The following is a 23,468-nucleotide window of genomic DNA, read 5'->3' on the forward strand; positions in this document are numbered from 1 at the left end:
TTCGGCAAGGGGTCACCGGGACGCGCCGGAGCGGTCAGGAAATCCCGAATTCCTTGCCGAGCAGATCGAATACTTCGTCGTCCGTGGCTGATTCCAGATCGCTGCCGCCCATACCAGGGCCTTCCTGGGCCGACGCCTTGTCGAATTCACCGGCAATCGCCAACAGGCCCTGGAGTTTTGACAGGATCCGGTCGCGAGCTTCACTCGCTGCCAACTTCGTGACCAATTCTTGTTCGACCCTGTCCAGATCGGCAAGTAGGGAATTCACTAGGGCCGGTTCGGCCGCCCCCGCCGTCTCCATGAACACATGACGGGCCAGGAGAGCGGGTGTCGGATGGTCGAAGACCAGCGTCGCGGGGAGCCGCAGACCGGTGGCCTTGTTCAGCCGGTTGCGCAGTTCGACGGCCGTGAGGGAGTCGAAGCCCAGGTCCTGGAAGGCGTGTTCCGGCCGGATCGTACGGTCCGACGCGTGCCCCAGGACCGTGGCCACCTCGGTCCGGACCAGGTCCAACACGGTTTTCTCACGCTCGGCCTCCGGCAGCCCCTCCAGGCGCTCGGCCAGCGAGGACGCGGAGGAAGCGGCGGCCGCCTGCGCGGTCCTCCGGGCGGCCACGGCCGGCACGAGGGCGCGCAGCACCGGCGGTGCCTCACCGGCGCGCAGCGCGCCGGTGTCGATACGGACCGGGGCGAGTACCGCCTCGTCCGAAGCCAGTGCCGCGTCGAACAGCCGCAGCCCCTCCCCCGGCGGCAGCGGCAGCACGCCGCTGCGCGCCATCCGCGCCCGGTCGGCCTCGGCGAGGCCGACCGTCATCGCACCGGACTGTTCCCACACACCCCATGCCAGCGATGTGGCGGGCAGCCCCTCACGGCGCCGGTGCGCCGAGAAGGCGTCGAGGAAGGAATTCGCCGCCGCGTAGCTCGCCTGACCGGCGCTGCCGACCATGCCGGCGACGGAGGAGAACACCACGAAGGCGGACAGGCCCATTTCCCGCGTGCACTCGTGCAGGTTCAGCACGGCGTCCACCTTGGGGCGGAAGACCTCCCTCATCCTCTCCGGTGTGACCGAGGCGACGACCCCGTCGTCGAGAACACCCGCGGTGTGCACGACGGCCGACAGCGCATGCTCGCCGAGCCCGTCCAGCATTCCGGAGACGGCCTCCCTGTCCGCGACGTCGCAGGCCGCCCAGGTGACCTCGGCACCCCATGCGACCAGTTCGGCCTCCAGCTCGGCCACACCGGGTGCGTCCGCGCCCCGGCGGCTCGCCAGCAGGAGTCGGCGCACCTTGTGCTCGGACACCAGGTGCCGCGCGACGAGCGCGCCCAGCGACCCGGAGGCGCCGGTCACGAGGACGGTGCCGTCGGCGAGGTCCGGCAGGTCGGCGGCGGCGGTGGCTGCCCCGGTGGCCTTCACCAGGCGCGGTACGAACACCTCCCCGTCACAGACCGCGAACTGTGGCTCACCGGAAGCGAGCGCGGCGGGCAGCACACGGACCGCTGCCTCCGTCTCCTCGGCCTCCGCCAGCACGATCCGGTCCGGGTTCTCCGACTGCGCAGACCGCACAAGCCCCCACACCGCAGCATGAGCCAGATCGCCCGGACGCGTCACCAACGCCAGACGCCCCGCACGCTCCTCCGCCAACCACCACTGCACCAACGCCAGAGCCTCACTCGCGATGCCGTGCACGCGGTCGGCGGTCTCCGTACCGGAACCTGCCGGGCACGGAACGACCGTGACCACCGCGACATCGGGAAGGACCGGCTCGACGGACAGAGCGGCCAGGTCCGCGTAGCTCCGTACGTCGAGGCCGGCGGCAGCGTCAGTGTCCGTGAGGGCCGCGGGCTGCCAGGCGAGGCCGAACAGCGAGTCGTCGGCACGCCTGCCGGAGCCGCCCGCCGCGAGCAGTTGCTCGCGCGACACCGGCCGCAGCGACAGCGAGCCGGCCGTGGCCACCAGACCACCCGAGGCGTCGGCCACGGTCAGCGACACCGCGTCCGTACCCGTGCGAGAGACCTTGACCCGCAGCGCCGTCGCCCCCGGGGCACGCACAGCCACTTCGGACCAGGCGAAGGGCAGCAGCGGCCCGTCGACGACGGGGACGAGCCCACCCGCGCCGATCGCGTGGAGCGCCGCGTCCAGCAGCGCCGGATGAACGGCGAACGCGCCCGCCTCCGTGCCCTCGGGGAGGGCGACCTCGGCGAGGACGTCGTCCCCGCTGCGCCACACCGACCGCAGGCTGCGGAAGACCGGGCCGTAGCCCAGGCCGAGTCCGTCCAGGCCCTCGTAGAACCCGGCCAGGTCGACGGCCTCCGCATCCGCCGGCGGCCACGCGCCGAGGTCCGCGCCGTGCGGCGGCGCGGGCAGCGCGTCCGTCAGGAAGCCGACCGCGTGCCGCACCCACGGCGCGTCGTCCGGGGCATCCTCCAGTCGCGAGTGCACGCTCAGCGCGCGCCTGCCCGGCTCCTCCTCGGCCCCGACCCACACCTGCACGGCCACACCGCCGCAGTCCGGGACGATCAACGGTGCTTCCAGCGTCAGGTCCTCGACCTGTGCACAACCGGCCTCGTCGCCCGCACGCACCGCCAGCTCCACGAGCGCGGTACCCGGCAGCAGCACACTGTCCATGACCATGTGGTCGGCGAGCCAGGGGTGCGTCCTGAGCGACAGCCGCCCGGTGACCAGGAACCCGCCGGCGCCGGGCAGCGCGACCGCCGCACCGGCCAACGGGTGCTCCGCCGCACCCAGCCCGAGTCCGGTGGCAGCGGCTCTGCCGGTGAACTCCTCGGGCGCTTCCAGCCAGAAGCGCTCGTACTGGAAGGCGTAGGTCGGCAGGTCGACGCGCCGGGCGCCCGGGAAGAGCGCCTGCCAGTCCGGGGAGACGCCATGGGCGTGCAGCTCGGCGAGCGCGGTGACGACGGCCTGCGGCTCGGGGCGGTCGGTCCGTACGATGGGGACGGTGACGATGTCACCGTCGAGGCAGCCCTGGGCGAGGGCGCTGAGGACGCCGCCGGGGCCGATCTCGACAAAGGTCGTCACGCCCAGCTCGTACAGGGTCTGGATGCCGTCGGCGAAACGGACCGCCTCACGGACGTGCCGCACCCAGTACTCGGGCGTGTACGCCTCGGCCAGCCGGCCGGTGAGGTTCGAAACGACGGGAACCCGCGGCTCGTTGAAGGCCAGACCGCTGACCACCTCCGCGAACTCTGCCAGCATCGGATCCATCAGCGGCGAATGGAAGGCGTGACTGACCTTCAGGCGGGACGTCTTACGACCCTGCTCCCGGAAGGCCTCACCGATGGCCCCGACCACGTCCTCGGGCCCGGAGACCACGACCGACCGCGGGCCGTTGATCGCCGCGATACCGACGCCGTCGGTGAGATGCGGCAGCACCTCGTCCTCGGTCGCCTGGACGGCGACCATCGCCCCGCCGACGGGCAGGGCCTGCATCAGCGCGGCACGGGCGGACACCAGCTTCGCCGCGTCCTCGAGCGACAGCACCCCGGCCACGTGCGCGGCCGCGATCTCGCCGACCGAGTGACCGGCCACGTAGTCCGGCCGGATGCCCCACGATTCGAGAAGCCGGAACAGGGCGACCTCGACAGCGAAGAGCGCGGGCTGCGTCGAACCCGTCTGATGAAGCGTTTCCGCCTCGACGTCGACGGGCGCGTCCAGAAGCGCGCACACCTCGTCGTACGCCGCAGCGAACACGGGGTACACCGCGTACAGCTCGCGCCCCATGCCGATCCGCTGCGAACCCTGACCCGAGAACAAGAACCCGACCTTGCCGCCGGTGCCCGGTTCACCCATGAGGACCCGGGTGGACGGGGACCCTGCGGCGAGCGCGCGGAGCCCTTCCAAAAGTTCGTCCCGGTTCTCCCCCACCACGGCAGCTCGGTGCTCCATGGCCGAGCGTGTGGTGGCGAGCGAGAAGCCGATGTCGGCCGGCTGCAGGTCCGTGTCCGGGGCAAGCGACAGCAGGCGCTCCGCCTGTGCCCGCAGCGCCGCCTCCGTCCTGCCCGACAGCACCCACGGCACGACCGCGCCGGAGTCGGGCGCGGGCGGCAACTCCGCCGAAGCGGGAGCCTGCTCGACGATCACGTGGGCGTTGGTGCCGCTGATACCGAAGGACGACACGGCGGCACGACGCGGCGCGTCGGTCACCGGCCACTCCACGGCCTCGGTCAGCAGCTGTACCCCTCCCGCCGACCAGTCCACGTGCGGCGTCGGCTCGTCCACGTGCAGGGTCTGCGGCAGCACACCGTGCCGCATCGCCATGACCATCTTGATCACACCACCGACACCGGCCGCAGCCTGCGCATGGCCGATGTTCGACTTCAGCGAACCCAGCCACAACGGCCGGTCCTCCGGCCGCTCCTGACCGTACGTGGCGAGCAGCGCCTGCGCCTCGATCGGGTCACCCAGCTTCGTCCCCGTACCGTGCGCCTCCACCGCATCCACCTGATCCGAAGACAGACCCGCATTCGCCAGCGCCTGCCGGATCACCCGCTGCTGCGCCGGACCGTTCGGAGCCGTCAGACCGTTCGACGCACCGTCCTGGTTCACCGCCGTACCACGGACCAACGCCAACACCTGGTGCCCGTTCCGACGGGCGTCGGACAGCCGCTCCACCAGCAGCATGCCCGCGCCCTCGGCCCAGCCCGTACCATCCGCAGTCGCGGCGAACGCCTTGCACCGGCCGTCCGCCGACAGGCCGCGCTGACGGCTGAACTCCACGAACGTCGAGGGACTCGCCATGACGGTGACGCCGCCGACCAACGCCATCGAGCACTCGCCACTGCGCAGCGCCTGAGCCGCCAGGTGCAGCGCCACCAGCGAGGACGAGCACGCCGTGTCGACCGTGACCGCCGGGCCCTCAAGCCCGAACGTGTACGAGACCCGGCCGGAGGCAATGCTGCCCGCGCTGCCGCTGCCCAGGTAGGCGTCCATGCCCTCCGGAGCCGTTTTCACGCGCCCGCCGTAGTCGTGGTACATCACGCCGGCGAAGACACCGGTCCTGCTGCCCCGCACCGTCACCGGGTCGATCCCGGCCCGCTCGAACGCCTCCCACGACGTCTCCAGCAGCAACCGCTGCTGCGGGTCCATCGCCAACGCCTCACGCGGCGAGATCCCGAAGAAGGCCGGGTCGAACTCAGCAGCCTCGTAGAGGAAGCCACCATGCCGCACATAGGACTTGCCGGAGCGGTCGGGGTCCGGGTCATAGAGGTCCTCGACGTCCCAGCCACGGTCCTCGGGGAAGCCCGAGATCGCGTCGCCGCCGGAGGCGACGAGACGCCACAGGTCTTCGGGCGACCGCACGTCACCGGGGAACCGGCAGGCCATGCCCACGATCGCGATCGGCTCGTCCGTCCCGGTCACCGCGGCGACCGCGGCCTCGGACCGCTCCTGGACACCCAGCGTCTCGGCCAGCAGGAAGCGGGAGAGCGCGACGGGCGTGGGGTGGTCGAAGACCATGGTCGCGGGAAGCCGCAGCCCGGTCGCCGCGTTCAGCCGGTTCCGGAGTTCCACGGAGGTGAGCGAGTCGAAACCGGCGTCCTGGAACGCGTGTTCCGGCTGGACGGCCCGGGCCGAGGCGTGGCCGAGCACGGCGGCGACCTCGGTGCGCACCAGGTCCAGCACCATCTGCTCGCGCTCGACCTCGGACAGCCCGGCCAGCCGCCGGCCCAGCGATCCCTTCGGCGCGGTCTGCGCCGTGCGCCGCGCGGTGCCCCGTACAGGGCCGCGCAGCCCTCGCAGGACCGGCGGCACCGTGCCCTGCAGCCCGCCCAGGTCCAGCCGGAGCGGGGCGACGGCGGCCCGGTCCAGGGCCAGCGCCGCGTCGAACAGCCGCAGGCCCTCGTCGACGGCTATCGGGGCCAGGCCCACCCGCTTGAGCCGGGCGAGGTCGGCCTGGTCGAGCCGGTCGGCCATGCCGCTGCCCTGCTCCCACAGGCCCCACGCCAGCGACGTGGCGGGAAGCCCCTGGGCACGGCGGGCTTCGGCGAAGGCGTCGAGGAAGGTGTTCGCCGCCGCGTAGTTGCCCTGTCCCGCGCTGCCCAGGATGCCGGACACCGAGGAGAAGACGACGAACGCCGACAAGTCGCTCGCCAGCTCATGGAGGTTGAGCACGGCGTCGACCTTCGGACGCAGCACCTTCTCCATGCGCTCCGGGGTGAGCGCGGCGATCACACCGTCGTCGAGGACGCCGGCCGTGTGCACCACAGCGGTCACCGGCGTGCCGGCCAGCACCTCGGCGAGGGCGCCCCGGTCGGCCGCGTCGCAGGCCGCCCAGCGCACCTCGGCGCCCCACGCGGCCAGTTCGGCCTCCAGCTCGACCGCGCGGGGGGCCTGAGCACCGCGCCGGCTGAGCAGCAGCAGGCTGCGCACGCTGTGTTCGGCGACCAGGTGTCGGGCGACGAGCCCGCCGAGCGCGCCGGACGCACCGGTCAGCAGGACGGTGCCGACGCCGAAGTCCGGCGTGCCGGTGGCGGCGTCCTTGTCGGTCCCGGTGGTCTTCACCAGGCGCGGTACGAACACCTCCCCGTCGCGGACCGCGAACTGCGGTTCACCGGAGGCAAGCGCGGCGGGCAGCACACGTACCGCCTCGTCGGTCTCCTCGGCCTCCACCAGCACGATCCGGTCCGGATTCTCCGACTGCGCAGACCGCACAAGCCCCCACACCGCAGCATGAGCCAGATCGCCCGGACGCGTCACCAACGCCAAACGCCCCGTACGATCCTCCGCCAACCACCACTGCACCAACGCCAGAACCACACTCGCGATGCCGTGCACGCGGTCGGCGGTCTCCGTACCGAACCCCGCCGGGCACGGAACGACGACGACATCCGGTACCCCTTCCGACTCGCGCAATGCGTCGAAGTCCGCGACGGTCTCGATCGTCAACGCGTCGGTCGCGGAGGGAAGCATGAGCGGCGTCCACTCCAGCCCGAACAGCTGAGCGCTGCCACCAGCACTGCGTAGTTGCTCCGCCGAGACGGCCCGCAACGACAGCGACTCGACCGAGGCCACCGGGTCACCGGCGCCATCGGCCGCGGCCAGCGTCACCGAACCCGTGGCCGTCCGCGACAGCTTCACCCGCATCATCGCCGCACCGGCAGCCTGCACGCCGACGCCGGACCAGGCGAACGGCAGGGTCGGGCCGTCGTCCAGCGACACCAGCCCACCGGCGACCAGTGCGTGCAGGGCGGCGTCCAGCACCGCCGGGTGCAGGGCGAACGCCGCCGCCTCGGCAACCGACTCCTCCGGCAGTTCGACCTCGGCGAAGACGTCGTCCCCGCCGCGCCACACCGAGCGCAGGCCCTGGAAGACCGGACCGTAGTCCAGGCCCGCAGCGGCCATACCCTCGTAGAACGCCGTCAGGTCGACGGCCTCCGCACCCGCCGGCGGCCACGCGCCGAGGTCCGCGGCGAACGGTGCCTCTGCCGAGGACAGCGCACCGGTCGCGTGCCGCAGCCACGAACCGTCGTCGACGCGCGAGTGCACGGTCAGCTGCCGCCGGCCGGACTCGTCCTCCGGGCCGACAGCCACCTGAAGGCTGACGCCACCGCGCTCGGGCACGACCAGCGGAACCTCAAGGGTGAGGTCTTCGATCCATCCGCACCCCGTCTCGTCGCCCGCCCGGATCGCCAATTCGACGAACGCGGTGCCGGGCAGCAGAACGGTCCCGTTCACGGCGTGGTCGGCGAGCCACGGGTGGGTTTCGAGGGAGAGCAGTCCGGTGAGCAGGACCCCATCGCTGTCGGCCGTCGCAATCGCGGCACCGAGCAGCGGATGGTCCGCCGCCCCCAGACCGGCGGCCCGGACGTCACCGGACGCCTGGGGAACGTCGAGCCAGTAGCGCTCGCGCTGGAAGGCGTAGGTCGGCAGGTCGACGCGGCGGGCGCCCGGGAAGAGCGCCTGCCAGTCGGGCGAGATGCCGTGGGTGTACAGCTGCCCGATTGCGGCAGTGATCGCGTACGGCTCGGGGCGGTCGGCGCGCAGGACGGGAACGGCGACGATGTCCGTGCCGTCGTCGAAGCAGCCCTGGGCGAGGGCGCTGAGGACGCCGCCCGGGCCGATCTCGACGAACGTGGTCACACCCAGGTCGCCGAGGGTCTCGATGCCGTCGGCGAAGCGCACTGCCTCACGGACGTGCCGGACCCAGTACTCGGGGGTGTAGGCCTCGGCCAGGCGACCGGTGAGGTTCGAAACCACAGGGATCCGCGGCTCACTGAACGTCAGACCGCGGACGACCTGCGCGAACTCCTCCAGCATCGGATCCATCAACGGCGAATGGAACGCGTGACTGACCTTCACACGGGACGTCCTACGACCCTGCTCCCGGAAGGCCTCACCGATGGCGACAACCACGTCCTCGGCACCGGAGACCACGACCGACCGCGGGCCGTTGATCGCCGCGATACCGACCTCCTCGGTCAGGTGCGGCAGCACCTCGTCCTCGGTGGCCTGGACCGCGACCATCGCCCCGCCGACGGGCAGGGCCTGCATCAGCGCGGCACGCGCCGACACGAGCCTCGCCGCATCCCCGAGCGACAACACACCCGCCACATGAGCAGCCGCAATCTCACCCACCGAATGACCCGCCACATAATCCGGCCGAACCCCCCACGACTCCAGCAGCCGGAACAACGCCACCTCGACCGCGAACAACGCCGGCTGCGTCGAACCCGTCTGATGAAGCGTTCCCGCATCGACGTCGACGGGCGCGTCCAGAACCGCGCACACCTCGTCATACGCCGCCGCGAACACGGGGTACGCCGCGTACAACTCGCGCCCCATCCCCAGCCGCTGCGAACCCTGACCCGAGAACAAGAACCCGACCTTGCCCCCGACGGCACCACCCACCGGAGCGGCCCCGGACACAATCCCCTCCAGCCCCCGCCGGAACTCCCCAAACTCCTCCCCCACGACCACCGCACGGCGCTCCAGCACCGCACGCGACGTCGCCAGCGAGAACGCCACATCCTCCGGTCGAACCCCAGCACCCACGACGCCCTCAACGTCCAGGAAGGACAACAGCCGACCCGCCTGCTCCCGCAACGCCGCATCGCTCTTCGCCGACAGCACCCACGGCACGACCACACCCGAGGCCGAAGCCGGGGACTCCGTCACGCCAGGCGCCTGCTCGACGATCACGTGCGCATTGGTGCCGCTGACGCCGAAGGAGGACACCGCTGCCCGGCGCGGCCCGTCGCTCGCAGGCCACTCAACCGCCTCGGTCAGCAGCTGCACCGCGCCCGCCGACCAGTCCACGTGCGGCGTCGGCTCGTCCACGTGCAGGGTCTGCGGCAGCACACCGTGCCGCATCGCCATGACCATCTTGATCACACCACCGACACCGGCCGCAGCCTGCGCATGGCCGATGTTCGACTTCAGCGAACCCAGCCACAACGGCCGGTCTCCAGGCCTCTCCTGACCATACGTGGCGAGCAGCGCCTGCGCCTCGATCGGGTCACCCAGCTTCGTCCCCGTACCATGCGCCTCCACCGCATCCACCTGATCCGAAGACAGGCCCGCATTCGCCAGCGCCTGCCGGATCACCCGCTGCTGCGCCGGACCGTTCGGAGCCGTCAGACCGTTCGACGCACCGTCCTGATTCACCGCCGTACCACGGACCACCGCCAGCACCTCGTGCCCGTTCCGACGGGCGTCGGACAGCCGCTCCACCAGCAGCATGCCCGCGCCCTCGGCCCAGCCCGTACCATCCGCAGTCGCGGCGAACGCCTTGCACCGGCCGTCCGCCGACAGGCCGCGCTGACGGCTGAACTCCACGAACACGGACGGGCCTGCCATCACCGTGACGCCGCCGACCAGCGCCATCGAGCACTCGCCGCTCCGCAGCGCCTGGGCCGCCAGGTGCAGCGCCACCAGCGAGGACGAGCACGCCGTGTCGACCGTGACCGCCGGGCCCTCAAGCCCGAACGTGTACGAAACGCGCCCCGAAGCGACGCTGCCCGCGCTGCCGTTGACGAGGTAGCCCTCCAGCCCTGCCGGCGAAGTGTGCACGCGCCCGCCGTAGTCGTGGTACATCACGCCAGCGAAGACACCGGTCCCGCTGCCGCGCACCGTCGCCGGGTCGATCCCGGCCCGCTCGAACGCCTCCCACGACGTCTCCAGCAGCAACCGCTGCTGCGGGTCCATCGCCAACGCCTCACGCGGCGAGATCCCGAAGAACTCGGCGTCGAAGTCCGCCGCGTCGTGGAGGAAGCCGCCCTCTCGGGTGTAGCTGGTGCCCCACTGGTCGGGGTTCGGGTCGTAGAGCTTCTCCACGTCCCAGCCGCGGTCCTCGGGGAAGCCCGACACGGCGTCGTGGCCGGAGAACACCAGCTGCCACAGGTCTTCGGGCGACTGCACGCCGCCGGGGTAGCGGCAGGCCATGCCCACGATCGCGATGGGCTCGTCCGCCGTTCCGGTGGCCGTGGAGAGGGTTGCCGGCACGGCTGCCGCCGCCTCGCCGGAGCCTGCGGCTTCGGCGGTGAGGAAGCGGGCGAGGGTGAGCGGGTTCGGGTAGTCGAAGACCAGGGTGGCGGGCAGGCGCATACCGACGGCCGAGTTGAGCCGGTTACGCAGTTCGACGGCGGTCAGCGAGTCGAACCCGATGTCCTTGAACGAGTCGTCCCCGCCGACCGACTGCGCGTCGGCGTGCCCGAGCACGGCGGCGACCTCGGTGCGCACCAGGTCCAGTACCACCCGCTCGCGCTCGGCCTCCGGCAGCCCGGCCAGCCGCCGGCCCAGCGATCCCTTCGGCGCGGTCCGCGCCGCGCGCCGCACCGGTACGACCCGTACCAGTCCGCGCAGGACCGGCGGAACGGGCTGCCCCTGTCCGTCGCGGAAGGCGGACGTGTCGAGCCGGATCGGGGCGACTGCTGCCCGATCGGCGGCCAGTGCCGCGTCGAACATCCGCAGGCCGTCCGCCGACGGGATCGCGGCGAGGCCCATGCGCTTGATGCGCGTGAGATCGGAGTGGTCGAGCCTGCTGGTCATGGCGCTCTCGCTGTCCTGCGCCCACAGGCCCCAGGCCAGCGACGTGGCCCGCAGGCCCGCGGCACGGCGGTGCTCGGCGAGGGCGTCGAGGAAGGTGTTGGCAGCGGCGTAGTTCCCCTGGCCCGGCGTGCCGAGGGTGCCCGCCACCGAGGAGAAGAGCACGAACGCGGACAGGTCGCCGGACAGCTCACCCGCCAGGTCGTGCAGGTTCAGCGCCGCGTCCACCTTCGGGCGGAACACGGCGTCCAGCCGCTCGGGGGTCAGCGAGCCGATGATTCCGTCGTCCAGGACACCGGCGGCGTGAATGATCGCGGACAGACCCTGCCCGGGACCGGTCAGGAGTGCGCGGACGGCGTCGCGGTCGGCCACATCACACGCGGCCCAGGTGACGTCGGCGCCCTGCGCGGCCAGCTCGGCGGCGAGCTCGGCGGCACCGGGCGCGTCCCCGCCGCGGCGGCTGACGAGCAGCAGACTCCGGACGCCGTGCTCAGCGACCAGGTGCCGGGCGAGCAGCCCGCCCAACCCGCCCGACGCGCCGGTCAGCAGGACGGTGCCGGAGCCGAGGCCGGGAAGCTGTGGCTCCGCGTCCGGCACGGCGACGCGGACCAGCCTCGGCACCCGGACCTCGTCGTCCCCGTCAACCGCGGCCTGCGGCTCACCCGACGCGATCAGGCCGGGCAGGACCCGGGCAAGACTCGCGTGGTCAACACCGCTGCCGACGACGGCATCGGCATAGGCATGGGCATCGCTGGAGGTCTCGACCAGCACGATGCGGTCGGGGTTCTCGGTCTGCGCCGAGCGCACGAGTCCGCGGACCGCCGACTGGGCGAGGTCTCCCGTACGCGTCACCAGCACCAGGCGCGCCGGGCGTTCCTCGGCCAGCCACCACTGCACCAGCTCCAGCACGGCGTGGCTGACCTCACGGACCCGGGTGGCCAGGTCCGCGCCGGCCCCGGTCGGGCAGGGCACGACCACAGCATCGACGACGGCTCCGGCATCGGCTTCGGCGTCCGCCAGCGAGTCGGCGGCCCGAAGAGCGGCGAGATCCCGGTACGTCTCGATCCTCATGCCGGCCGGCGCCGGCGGCAGGCTGACCGGCGTCCACTCCAGGCCGAAGACCGCGTCGTCGCTGCCGGAACCGGCGCGGAACTGGTCGGCGGGCACCGGGCGCAGCGTCAGCGAGTCGACCTGCGCGACCGGCTCACCGGTGCCGTCGGCCAGCACCAGCGACACCGTGGACGTGCCGGTGCCGGCGCGCGAGACCTTCACCCGCAGGTCGGAGGCTCCGGCAGCCGCCAGGCGCACGCCGCTCCAGGCGAACGGCAGCAGCCCGTTCCCCGTCCCGGCCTCGGGCTCGACCGCGCCCAGCCAGACGGTGTGCAGGGCGGCGTCGAACAGCGCGGGGTGCAGGCCGTACGCGCCCGCCTCCGTCCGCTCCGCGCCGGGCAGCTCCACTTCGGCGAACAAGTCGTCCCCGCTCCGCCACGCGGCGCGCAGCCCCTGGAAGACGGGGCCGTAGTCGAGCGTCATGCCGGCGAGGCGGTCGTAGAACCCGTCGACGTCGACCGGCTCCGCACCCACGGGCGGCCACGCGGTGAGCGAGCCGTCCACGGGCCCTCCTGTGGCGACGGTCAGCGAGCCGGAGGCGTGCCGGACCCATGCCCGCTCGGAGTCGTCCTCGTGGGCGTACGCGTCCCCGTCGTCGATCCGCGAGTGCACGGTCAGCGGCCTGCGGCCCGAGCCGTCGTCGGCGCCGACGCGCACCTGCAGGGCGACGCCGCCGCGCTCGGGCACGAGCAGCGGTGTCTCCAGCGTCAGCTCTTCCAGCAGGTCACAGCCCACGGCGTCGGCAGCGGTGACCGCCAGCTCTACGAACGCGGTTCCCGGCAGGAGCGCGACCCCACTGACGGCGTGGTCCACCAGCCACGGGTGCGTGTGCGTCGAGAGCCGCCCGGTGAGCAGGTGTCCGTCGCCGTCGGCCAGCGGCACGGCGGCGCCGAGGAGCGGGTGACCGGCCTCCCCCTGCCCCACCGCGCGCATGTCACCGGCTGAGGCGGGGGCGTCGAGCCAGTAACGCTCGCGCTGGAAGGCGTACGTGGGCAGGTCGACGCGCCGGGCGCCCGGGAAGAAGGCGTGCCAGTCCACTTCGGCGCCGCTGACGTGCAGTTGGGCGTACGCGGTGGTGAGCGCCCGGGGTTCGGGGCGGTCGGCTCGGAGTACGGGGATGGTGACGATGTCGTCCACACAGCCCTGCGCCATGCCGCTGAGGACCCCACCGGGACCGATCTCCACGAACGTGGTCACACCCAGATCGCCGAGGGTCCGCACGCCGTCGGCGAAACGGACCGCCTCACGGACGTGCCGCACCCAGTACTCGGGCGTGTACGCCTCGGCCAGGTCGCCGGTGAGGTTCGAGACCACAGGAATCCGCGGCTCACTGAACGTCAGACCGCCAACGACCCCAGCGAACTCCTCGAGCATCGGATCCATCAACGGCGAATGGAACGCGTGACTGACCTTCAGACGGGACGTCTTACGACCCTGACCGGCAAACACATGGGCAATCACCGTAACCGCGTCCTCCGCACCGGAGACGACAACGGATCGCGGGCCGTTGATCGCCGCGATGCCGACCTCGTCGGTCAAGTGCGGCAGCACCTCGTCCTCGGTGGCCTGGACCGCGACCATGGCACCACCCGTGGGCAGAGCCTGCATCAGCGCGGCACGGGCCGACACCAGCTTCGCCGCATCCTCGAGCGACAACACACCCGCCACATGAGCGGCCGCAATCTCACCCACCGAATGACCCGCCACATAATCCGGCCGGACACCCCACGACTCCAACAGCCGGAACAACGCCACCTCGACGGCGAACAACGCCGGCTGCGTCGACCCCGTCTGATTCAACTCCTCCGAGTCGACATCGACCCTGGCATCGAGATGCGCACACACCTCGTCGTACGCCGCCGCGAACACCGGATAGGACACATACAGCTCACGCCCCATCCCCAGCCGCTGCGAACCCTGACCCGAGAACAAGAACCCAACCTTGCCCCCCGAGTGAGCGCGCCCGGCGACGACGTTCGCCACCGGTTCGCCTGCCGCGAGGGCCTCCAGCCCCGCCCGCAGCTCGACCGGGTCGGTGCCGATCACCGCGGCCCGGTGCTCCAGCGCCGACCGCGTCGTGGCCGACGAGAATCCGGCGTCGACGGGCGACACATCGTCGGTCGCGAAGGCCAGCAGACGCTCCGCCTGGGCTCGCAGCGCCACTTCACTCTTTGCTGACAGCACCCACGGCACGGGCATCGGGCGGTGTTCCCGGGCCGACTCGGCCACGGCCGCGGCGGGCGCCTCCTCGATGATCGTGTGCGCGTTGGTGCCGCCGATACCGAAGGACGACACCGCGGCCCGGCGGGGCCCGGCGGTCCCGGGCCACTGCACCGGCTCGGTCAGCAGCCGCACGGCGCCCGCCGACCAGTCGACGTGCCCGGTCGGCTCGTCCACATGGAGCGTCTGCGGCAGCACGCCGTGCTGCATCGCCAGCACCATCTTGATCACACCGGCGACGCCCGCGGCGGCCTGCGTGTGACCGATGTTGGACTTGACCGAGCCCAGCCACACCGGCCGGTCGTCGGAGTGTTCCTGGCCGTACGTGGCGAGGAGCGCCTGCGCCTCGATCGGGTCGCCGAGCCGCGTGCCCGTACCGTGCGCCTCCACGGCGTCCACGTCGGCCGGCGTGAGCCCGGCGGACGCCAGCGCCTGCCGGATCACCCGCTGCTGCGAGGGGCCGTTGGGCGCGGTCAGACCGTTGGACGCACCGTCCTGATTCACCGCACTGCCGCGGACCACCGCCAGCACCCGGTGCCCGTTCCGACGCGCGTCGGACAGCCGCTCCACCAGCAGCAGACCGACGCCTTCGCCCCAGCCCGTGCCGTCGGCACCGGCCGCGAACGCCTTGCACCGGCCGTCGGGCGACAGCCCGCGCTGCCGGCTGAACTCCACGAACAGGTCCGGCGTGGTCATGACGGTGACACCCCCGACCAGGGCCATCGAGCACCCGCCGCTCCGCAGTGCCTGTGCGGCGAGGTGGAGGGCCACGAGCGACGACGAGCACGCCGTGTCGACTGTGACCGCCGGGCCCTCGAGGCCGAACGTGTAGGAGATGCGTCCGGAGACGACCGAGGCCGCCTTGCCGGTGAGCGCGTACCCCTCGATCTCCTCGGGCGCGTTGCGCAGCCCGTTGGCGTAGTCCTGGCCGTTGGTGCCGATGAAGACACCGGTGCGGCTGGCGCGGACGGACGCGGGGGCGATGCCGGCGCGCTCGAAGGCCTCCCACGCGGTCTCCAGCAGGAGCCGTTGCTGAGGGTCCATGGCCAGCGCCTCGCGCGGCGAGATCCCGAAGAGGCCGGCGTCGAAGCGGTCGGCGCCTTGGACGAAGCCGCCCTCGCGCGAGTACGTCTTGCCGGGCCGGTCGGGGTCGGGGTCGTAGAGCGCGTCGATGTCCCAGCCCCGGTCGGTGGGGAAGCCGGACATCGCGTCCCGGCCGGAGCTCAGCAGCTCCCACAGGTCCTCCGGTGACTGGACGCCGCCGGGGAAGCGGCAGCTCATGCTGACGATCGCGAGAGGCTCGTCGGCCGCGGCGGCCGTCGCCTGCGCGGCGTCCGCCTCCAGGCCGTGCCGACCGAGGAGTTGCTCGCCCAGGTGACGGGCGAGGGCGGTGGGGGTCGGGTGGTCGAAGACCAGCGTGGTGGGCAGCTTGAGGCGGGTGGCCGTGTTGAGCCTGTTGCGCAGTTCGACGGCGGTGAGCGAGTCGAAGCCGGTCTCACGGAACGTCCGGTCGGCTTCGAAGGCGCCCTTGCCCGTGTGGCCGAGCACCGTGACAGCCTGCTCGCGGACCAGGTCCAGCAGGATGCGGCCCTGTTCCCCCGGCGTGGCGCCGAGGAGGCGCTGTACCAGCTCGGAGGCGGGCACTTCGGCGCTCTGCGCGGCCTGGGCGCGTGCTTCGAGGGCCTTGCGGGCCTCGGGCACGCCGTGCAGCAGCGGGCAGGGGCGTGTGCCGGCGAACGCTGGGACGAAGCGGTCCCAGTCCACGTCCGCGACGGTCACGGAGGTCTCGCCATGGGTCAGCGCACCGTGCAGCACGGAGATCGCGGGAAGGGCCGCGATCGCCCGTACGCCGCGCCGCCGCAGGTGGTCACCGGCGGCGCCGTCGGCCATGCCTCCGTCCGCCCAGGATCCCCAGGCGACGGCCAGCGCAGGCACGCCCTGCGCCCGGCGGTGCTCGGCGAGGGCGTCGAGGAAGGCGTTCGCGGCACCGTAGGCGCCCTGGCCGCCGTTGCCCCAGACACCGGTCATCGAGGAGAAGAGCACGAAGGCGTCGAGGTCCCGGCGGTCCCGGGTGAGTTCGTGCAGGTGGAGCGCTGCGTCCACCTTGGGGCGCAGCACGTGGTTGAGGCGCTCGGGCGTGAGCGATTCGACCAGGCCGTCGTCGAGTACGCCTGCGGTGTGCACCACAGCGTTCACGGTGTGCCGGCCGAACAACTCGGCGAGCGCGTCGCGGTCGGCCGCATCGCACGCGGCGACGGTGACCTGAGCGCCCAGTTCCTCCAGCTCCGCCTTGAGTTCGGCGGCGCCCGGGGCGTCGGGGCCCCGGCGGCTGGTGAGCACCAAGTGCTCGGCACCGGCACCGGCGAGCCAGCGGGCCACGTGTCCGCCCAGCGCACCCGTACCACCGGTCACGAGCACGGTGCCGCGCGGCGACCAGGGTGCGTCCGCCGGTGCCGCACTCTGCGGCGCGCGCACGAGGCGGCGGCCGGACACGCCGGAGGCGCGTACGGCGAGCTGGTCCTCGTCGGCCTGGGCCAGCAGGCCGGCCAGTCGCTCCAGCGCGCGGGAGTCGAGCTCGGCGGGCAGGTCGACGAGCCCGCCCCAGCGCTGCGGCTGTTCCAGGGCGACGGTCCTGCCCAGGCCCCAGAGCTGGGCGGAGAGGGGGTCGGTCAGCAGGTCCGCCGTGCCGGTCGACACTGCGCCGCTGGTCAGGCACCACAGTGGGGCCTCGATCCCGGCGTCGCCGAGGGCCTGGGCGAGCAGGACGAGCCGCTGGAGGGCGTCCGTCCCCGCTTCTCCCTGTACTGCGGCAAACAGGATGCCGTCGGCCTGCTCGTGCCCGGCGTCGGCGAAGGCCCGGGCGAGCGCGTCGCGGTCGGTGTCCTCGCCCACTGCGAACGGTACGAGCATCACGCCGAGTTCCATGAGCCCGGCGCGGATCGCCTCAGTCCATACGGTCTCCTCGGATGCCACGTAGAGCCAAGTCCCCGACGGAGCGGCCCCGACCATGTCGCCGAGCGGCTGCCAGGTGATCCGGTAGCGCCAGCCGTCGGTGGTGCACTGCTCGCGCCGCTGCCGGCGCCAGGCGGACAGCTTGGGTGCGACCACGTCCAGTTGTGCGGGCTCCAGTCCCAGGAGCGCACCGAGAGATGCCTGGTCCTCGTTCTCGACGGAGTCCCAGAACTCGGCGTCCATCGCCTCTGGGGCGCCGACGGTCGCCGCCTGAGGCGCATCGAGCCAGTATCGCTCGCGTTGGAAGGCGTACGTGGGCAGGTCGACGCGGCGGGTGCCCGGGAAGAGCGCCTGCCAGTCGGGCGAGATGCCGTGAATGTGCAGCTGCCCGATTGCGGCAGTGATCGCGTACGACTCGGGGCGGTCGACGCGCAGGGCGGGAACGGTGACGATGTCTGTGCCGTCATCGAAGCAGCCCTGGACAAGGGCGCTGAGGACACCACCGGGACCGATCTCCACGAACGTGGTCACACCCAGATCGCCGAGGGTCCGCACGCCGTCGGCGAAACGGACCGCCTCACGGACGTGCCGCACCCAGTACTCGGGCGTGTACGGCTCGGCCAGCCGGCCGGTGAGGTTCGAAACGACGGGAATCCGCGGCGCGTTGAAGGCCAGGCCGCCGACGGCCTGCGCGAACTCCTCCAGCATCGGATCCATCAACGGCGAATGGAAGGCGTGACTGACCTTCAGGCGGGACGTCTTACGACCCTGCTCCCGGAAGGCCTCGCTGATGGCCACGACCACGTCCTCGGACCCGGAGACCACGACCGACTGCGGGCCGTTGATCGCCGCGATGCCGACCTCGTCGGTCAGGTGCGGCAGCACCTCGTCCTCGGTGGCCTGGACCGCGACCATGGCGCCGCCCGTGGGAAGGGCCTGCATCAGCGCGGCACGGGCGGACACCAGCTTCGCCGCATCCTCGAGCGACAACACCCCGGCCACGTGCGCGGCCGCGATCTCGCCGACCGAGTGACCGGCCACGTAGTCCGGCCGGATGCCCCACGATTCGAGAAGCCGGAACAGGGCGACCTCGACAGCGAAGAGCGCGGGCTGCGTCGAACCCGTCTGATGAAGCGTTTCCGCCTCGACGTCGACGGGCGTGTCCAGAAGCGCGCACACCTCGTCGTACGCCGCAGCGAACACCGGATACGCCGCGTACAGCTCGCGCCCCATGCCGATCCGCTGCGAACCCTGACCCGAGAACAAGAACCCAACCTTGCCCCCGACCGCACCGCCCACCGGAGCAACGCCGGAAACAAGCGCCTCCAGCCCCTGCCGGAATTCCCCAAGCCCCTCCCCCACGACCACCGCACGGCGCTCCAACACCGCACGCGACGTCGCCAGCGAGAACGCCACGTCCTCCGGCCGAACCCCGACACCCCCGGCACCCCCGACGCCCTCAGCGTCCAGGAAGGACAGCAACCGGCCCGCCTGCTCCCGCAGAGCCGCATCGCTCTTCGCCGACACCACCCACGGGACCGGTCCCGCAACGGCCGTCCCGCGGGCGGGCTCTTCGCTCGTCGCGGCCTGCTCGACGATGACGTGCGCGTTGGTGCCGCTGATGCCGAAGGAGGACACCGCTGCCCGGCGTGGCAGGTCGCCCGCGGACCACTCCACCGCCTCGGTCAGCAGTCGTACGCCGCTGGCCGACCAGTCCACGTGCGGGGTCGGCTCGTCCACGTGCAGAGTCTGTGGCAGCACGCCGTGCTGCATCGCCATGACCATCTTGATCACACCGGCGACGCCCGCCGCGGCCTGCGTGTGACCGATGTTCGACTTGAGCGAGCCCAGCCACAGCGGCCGGTCGCCGTCCCGTCCCTGGCCGTAGGCGGCGATGAGGGCTTCCGCCTCGATCGGGTCACCGAGCCGCGTGCCCGTACCGTGCGCCTCCACGGCGTCGACGTCCGCGGGCGCGAGTCCGGCGGCCGCCAGGGCCTGGCGGATGACGCGCTGCTGGGAGGGGCCGTTGGGCGCCGTGAGTCCGTTCGACGCGCCGTCCTGGTTGACCGCGCTGCCCCGCACGACGGCCAGCACCTCGTGGCCGTTGCGCCGGGCGTCGCCGAGCCTCTCCACCAGGAGCATGCCGACGCCTTCGCCCCAGCCCGTACCGTCCGCGCCGGCCGCGAACGCCTTGCACCGGCCGTCGGCCGACAGGCCGCGCTGGCGGCTGAACTCGACGAACATGCCGGGCGTGGACATCACGGTGACGCCGCCGGCCAGGGCCATCGTGCACTCGCCGCTCCGCAGCGACTGGACGGCCAGGTGCAGGGCCACCAGGGACGACGAGCAGGCCGTGTCCACCGTGACTGCGGGACCTTCGAGGCCGAACGAGTAGGCCACGCGGCCCGAGGCGACGCTGGTCGTCGTGCCGGTCAGCAGGTAGCCGTCGACGCCGTGGACCGGCTCGTGCAGCCGGGGGCCGTAGTCCTGTGCCGTCGTGCCGATGAACACTCCCGCCCGGCTCCCGCGCAGCGTGGCCGGGTCGATGCCGGCCCGCTCGAAGGCCTCCCACGCGGTCTCCAGGACCAGCCGCTGCTGCGGGTCGATCGCGGCGGCCTCGCGGGGGCTGATACCGAAGAAGCCGGCGTCGAACTCGGCCGCCTCGTGCAGGAAGCCGCCGTGCCGCGTCGAGGACTTGCCGGGCGTGCCGGGCTCCGGGTCGTAGAGCGCTTCAACGTCCCAGCCGCGGTCCGTCGGGAATCCGGAGATGGCGTCGCCACCGGAGGCGACCAGTCGCCACAGGTCCTCCGGGGAGCTCACGCCGCCGGGCAGGCGGCAGCTCATGGCCACGATGGCGATGGGCTCGTCGGGGTCGGCCACCGTCGCGGGCACGGAGGCCGCCGCGTCCTCGCCGCCCAGGGACTGGGCGGCGAGGTGGCGGGCGAGCGCGGCAGGGGTCGGGTGGTCGAACAGCAGCCCGCTGGGCAGGCGCAGGCCGGTGGCCTCGCCGAGCTGGTTGCCCAGTTCCACCGAGCTGAGCGAGTCGAAGCCGAGGTCCTTGAACGTCCACTCGGTCTCGACCTGGCGGGCTTCGGCGTGGCCCAGGACGGCGGCGATGTGTGCGCGGACCAGGTCGAGCACGGCCTCGTCGCGTTCGGACTCGGGCAGTCCGGCTAGCCGCCGGCCCAGGGCTCCGACAGGCGCGCTGTCAGTCTCCTCGATGGCGTCCAGCTGCGGAGCCGCAGGAGCCCATCGGGTGGTGGCGACGGACGACATGGTGTCGCCGTCCAGCCAGTAACGCTGCCGTTCGAACGCGTAGGTGGGGAGCGCGACCTTGCGGCGTACGCCTCGCCCGCCGTCGAACAGGGCGTCCCAGTCCGGCTCCACGCCGTGGACGTGCAGCGAGGCGACCGCCGCCAGCAGGGCCTGCGCCTCGGGGCGACGGGCGCGCAGCGCGGGGACGAACAGGGACTCGCTGTCAGCGCCGGCGCGGGCCATGGAGGTGAGCACGCCGCCGGGGCCGAGCTCCAGGTACGTGCGGACGCCCTGCTCGTCGAGGCGGGCGACGCCGTCGGCGAAGCGGACCGCCTCGCGCACGTGGCGGACCCAGTACGCGGCCGTGCACCCTTCGTACCCCGAGGGCTCCTCGGACAGCCGGCCCGTCACGTTGGACACGATCGGGATGCGCGGGGCGTGGAAGGTCAGCCCCTCGGCCACGTCGCGGAACTCCGCCAGCATGGGTTCCATGTGCGGGGAGTGGAAGGCGTGGCTGACCCGCAGCCGGCCGGCCTTGCGGCCCAGCGCGGCGAAGGCGTCGGCGATCTCGGTTGCGAGGTCCTCGTCGCCGGAGACGACGACGGAGTCCGGGCCGTTCAGCGCGGCGATGCTCACACGATCCGTGCGGTCGCCGATGCGGGCGCGGACCTCGTCCTCCGCGGCCTGGACGGCGATCATGGCGCCCCCGGCGGGCAGCACCTGCATCAGGCGGCCGCGCGCGGCCACGAGGGCGCAGGCGTCGGCGAGCGAGAGGACGCCGGCCACGTGCGCGGCGGCGAGTTCGCCGATGGAGTGGCCCATCAGCACGGCGGGGGTGATGCCCCAGCTCTCCATGAGCCGGAACAGGGCGACCTCGATGGCGAACAGCGAGGTCTGCGTGTAGAGGGTCCGGTCGAGTTCGGCCGCTTCCTCGGTGCCTTCAGGGGCGAACATGACCTCGCGCAGCGGCCGCGGCAGCAAGGGGTCGAGGTGTGCGCACACCTCGTCCAGCGCGGTGGCGAACGCCGGGACGGCCTCGGCCAGTTCGCGGCCCATGCCGGCTCGCTGGCTGCCCTGGCCCGAGAAGAGGAAGGCGAGCTCGCCGCGCGGGCCCGTACGGCCCGTGGTCAGTGCGGTGTCGATGCCGCCGGTGGACAGCTCGCGCAGGGCGCGCAGTAAGTCGTCGCGGTCCACGCCCACGACAACGGCCCGGTGTTCGAAGGCGGTGCGGCCGGTGGCCAGCGACCAGCCGACGTCGGGCAGGGCGAGACCGGGGTGCGCCTCGGCGTGTGCGAGCAGGGCGGCGGCCTGGGCGCGCAGCCCGGATTCGGTCTTGGCGGACAGCGGCCAGAAGGTCGGAGCCGCGCCCGTACCCGCCTTCGCAGCCGCGCCAGTACCCGCCTTCGCCTGGTGTTCCGCCAGCACGATGTGGCAGTTGGTGCCGCCCATGCCGAACGAGCTGACGCCGGCGAGCAGCGGGCGACCGTCCTCGGCGGCCCATTCGCTGTGCTCGGTCTGCACCCGCAGGTTCAGCCGGTCCAGCGGGATCGCCGGGTTCGGCGTCTCGAAGTTGAGGCTGGCGGGCAGTTCACGGTGGTTGAGCGACAGGACCGCCTTCAGCAGGCCGGTGATGCCGGCGGCGCCCTCCAGGTGGCCGACGTTGGTCTTGGCCGAGCCGACCCGCAGAGGTCGGCCGGGCTCGCGTCCCGTGCCGAGCACTGCGCCGAGCGCGGCTGCCTCGATGGGATCGCCGACCTTGGTGCCGGTGCCGTGCAACTCCACGTAGTCGACGTGGGCGGGGTCGATCCCGGCCCGTTCGTAGGCGAGCCGGAGCACCTGTTCCTGCCCGGACTGCAGGGGTACGGTCAGCCCGCCGCCGCCACCGTCGTTGTTGACGGCGCTGCCGCGGATCACGCAGTAGACGGGGTCGCCGTCCGCGACGGCCCGGGCGAGAGGCTTGAGGACGACGATGCCGCCGCCCTCGCCGCGGACGTAACCGTTCGCGCGGGCGTCGAAGGTGAAGCAGCGGCCGTCGCGGGACAGGCCGCCGAACTTGGCGGCGCCCAGGGTGCTCTCGGGGACGATGTTGAGGTTCACGCCGCCCGCGAGGGCGATCGTCGATTCGCCTTTGCGGAGGCTCTCGCAGGCCAGGTGGACCGAGACCAGGGAAGAGGACTGGCCGGAGTCCACGGTCAGGCTGGGGCCGTTCAGACCGAGGAAGTACGAGACCCGATTGGCGATGATGCTGCGGTGCAAGCCGGTGACGGTATGCGGGGAGATGTCCGTGAGTCCCAAGCGGTGGTGCAGGGTCGCGTAGTCGTCCCAGATGGCGCCGACGAACACTCCGGTGCGGGTGGAGCGCAGCGTCTCGGCGCGCACGTGCGCGTCCTCCAGCGCTTCCCAGGCCAACTCCAGCACGAGGCGCTGCTGCGGGTCCATGGCGGCGGCCTCCTTGGGGGAGAGCCCGAAGAACCCGGCGTCGAAATGGCCGATGCGGTCGAGGAATCCGCCCCGGCGGATGTCGGTCCTGCCGGGTGCGGACGGGTCGGCGTCACCCACCGCGGCCCCGTCCCACCGGTCCGGGGGGACGTCGGTGATCGCGTCCGCGCCCTCGCTGAGCAGCCGCCAGAAGGTGACCGGGTCGGCGGCCCCCGGCAGTCGGCACGCCAGGCCGATGACAGCGATGCCATCGGCCGAATCCACCGAAGCCGAACCGGCCCGATTCCCCATTCCGTTGAGCTCGGACTCGACCATATTGCACTCCACCCACCCACACAGAGAATGAAAAGGCCCGCACCGTGGCGGCCACGGCACGTGTGATCGGCCCGACCGCGCGGCAACAAGTTGCGGCGTGACCCTAGTTTCGGTCCCGCAGCCGCGCTCCGCCGCTGCAGCAGATCAGGTTTAGGGGAATCCCCAAATGGTCGACGTGCAC

1 protein-coding gene is annotated in these 23,468 nt (G+C 72.4%); it reads right to left on the reverse strand.

Features of this window, described 5'->3' with window-relative positions:
* Nucleotides 1-34: 34 nt before the first annotated feature.
* A complete protein-coding gene (locus tag ACFY1J_RS42615; protein WP_390733089.1) occupies nucleotides 35-23,287 on the reverse strand; it encodes a type I polyketide synthase in 23,253 nt (7,750 codons plus the stop codon).
* Nucleotides 23,288-23,468 lie beyond the last annotated feature (181 nt).

It is taken from the genome of Streptomyces sp. NPDC001406, from assembly GCF_042895285.1.
Classification (GTDB): domain Bacteria; phylum Actinomycetota; class Actinomycetes; order Streptomycetales; family Streptomycetaceae; genus Streptomyces.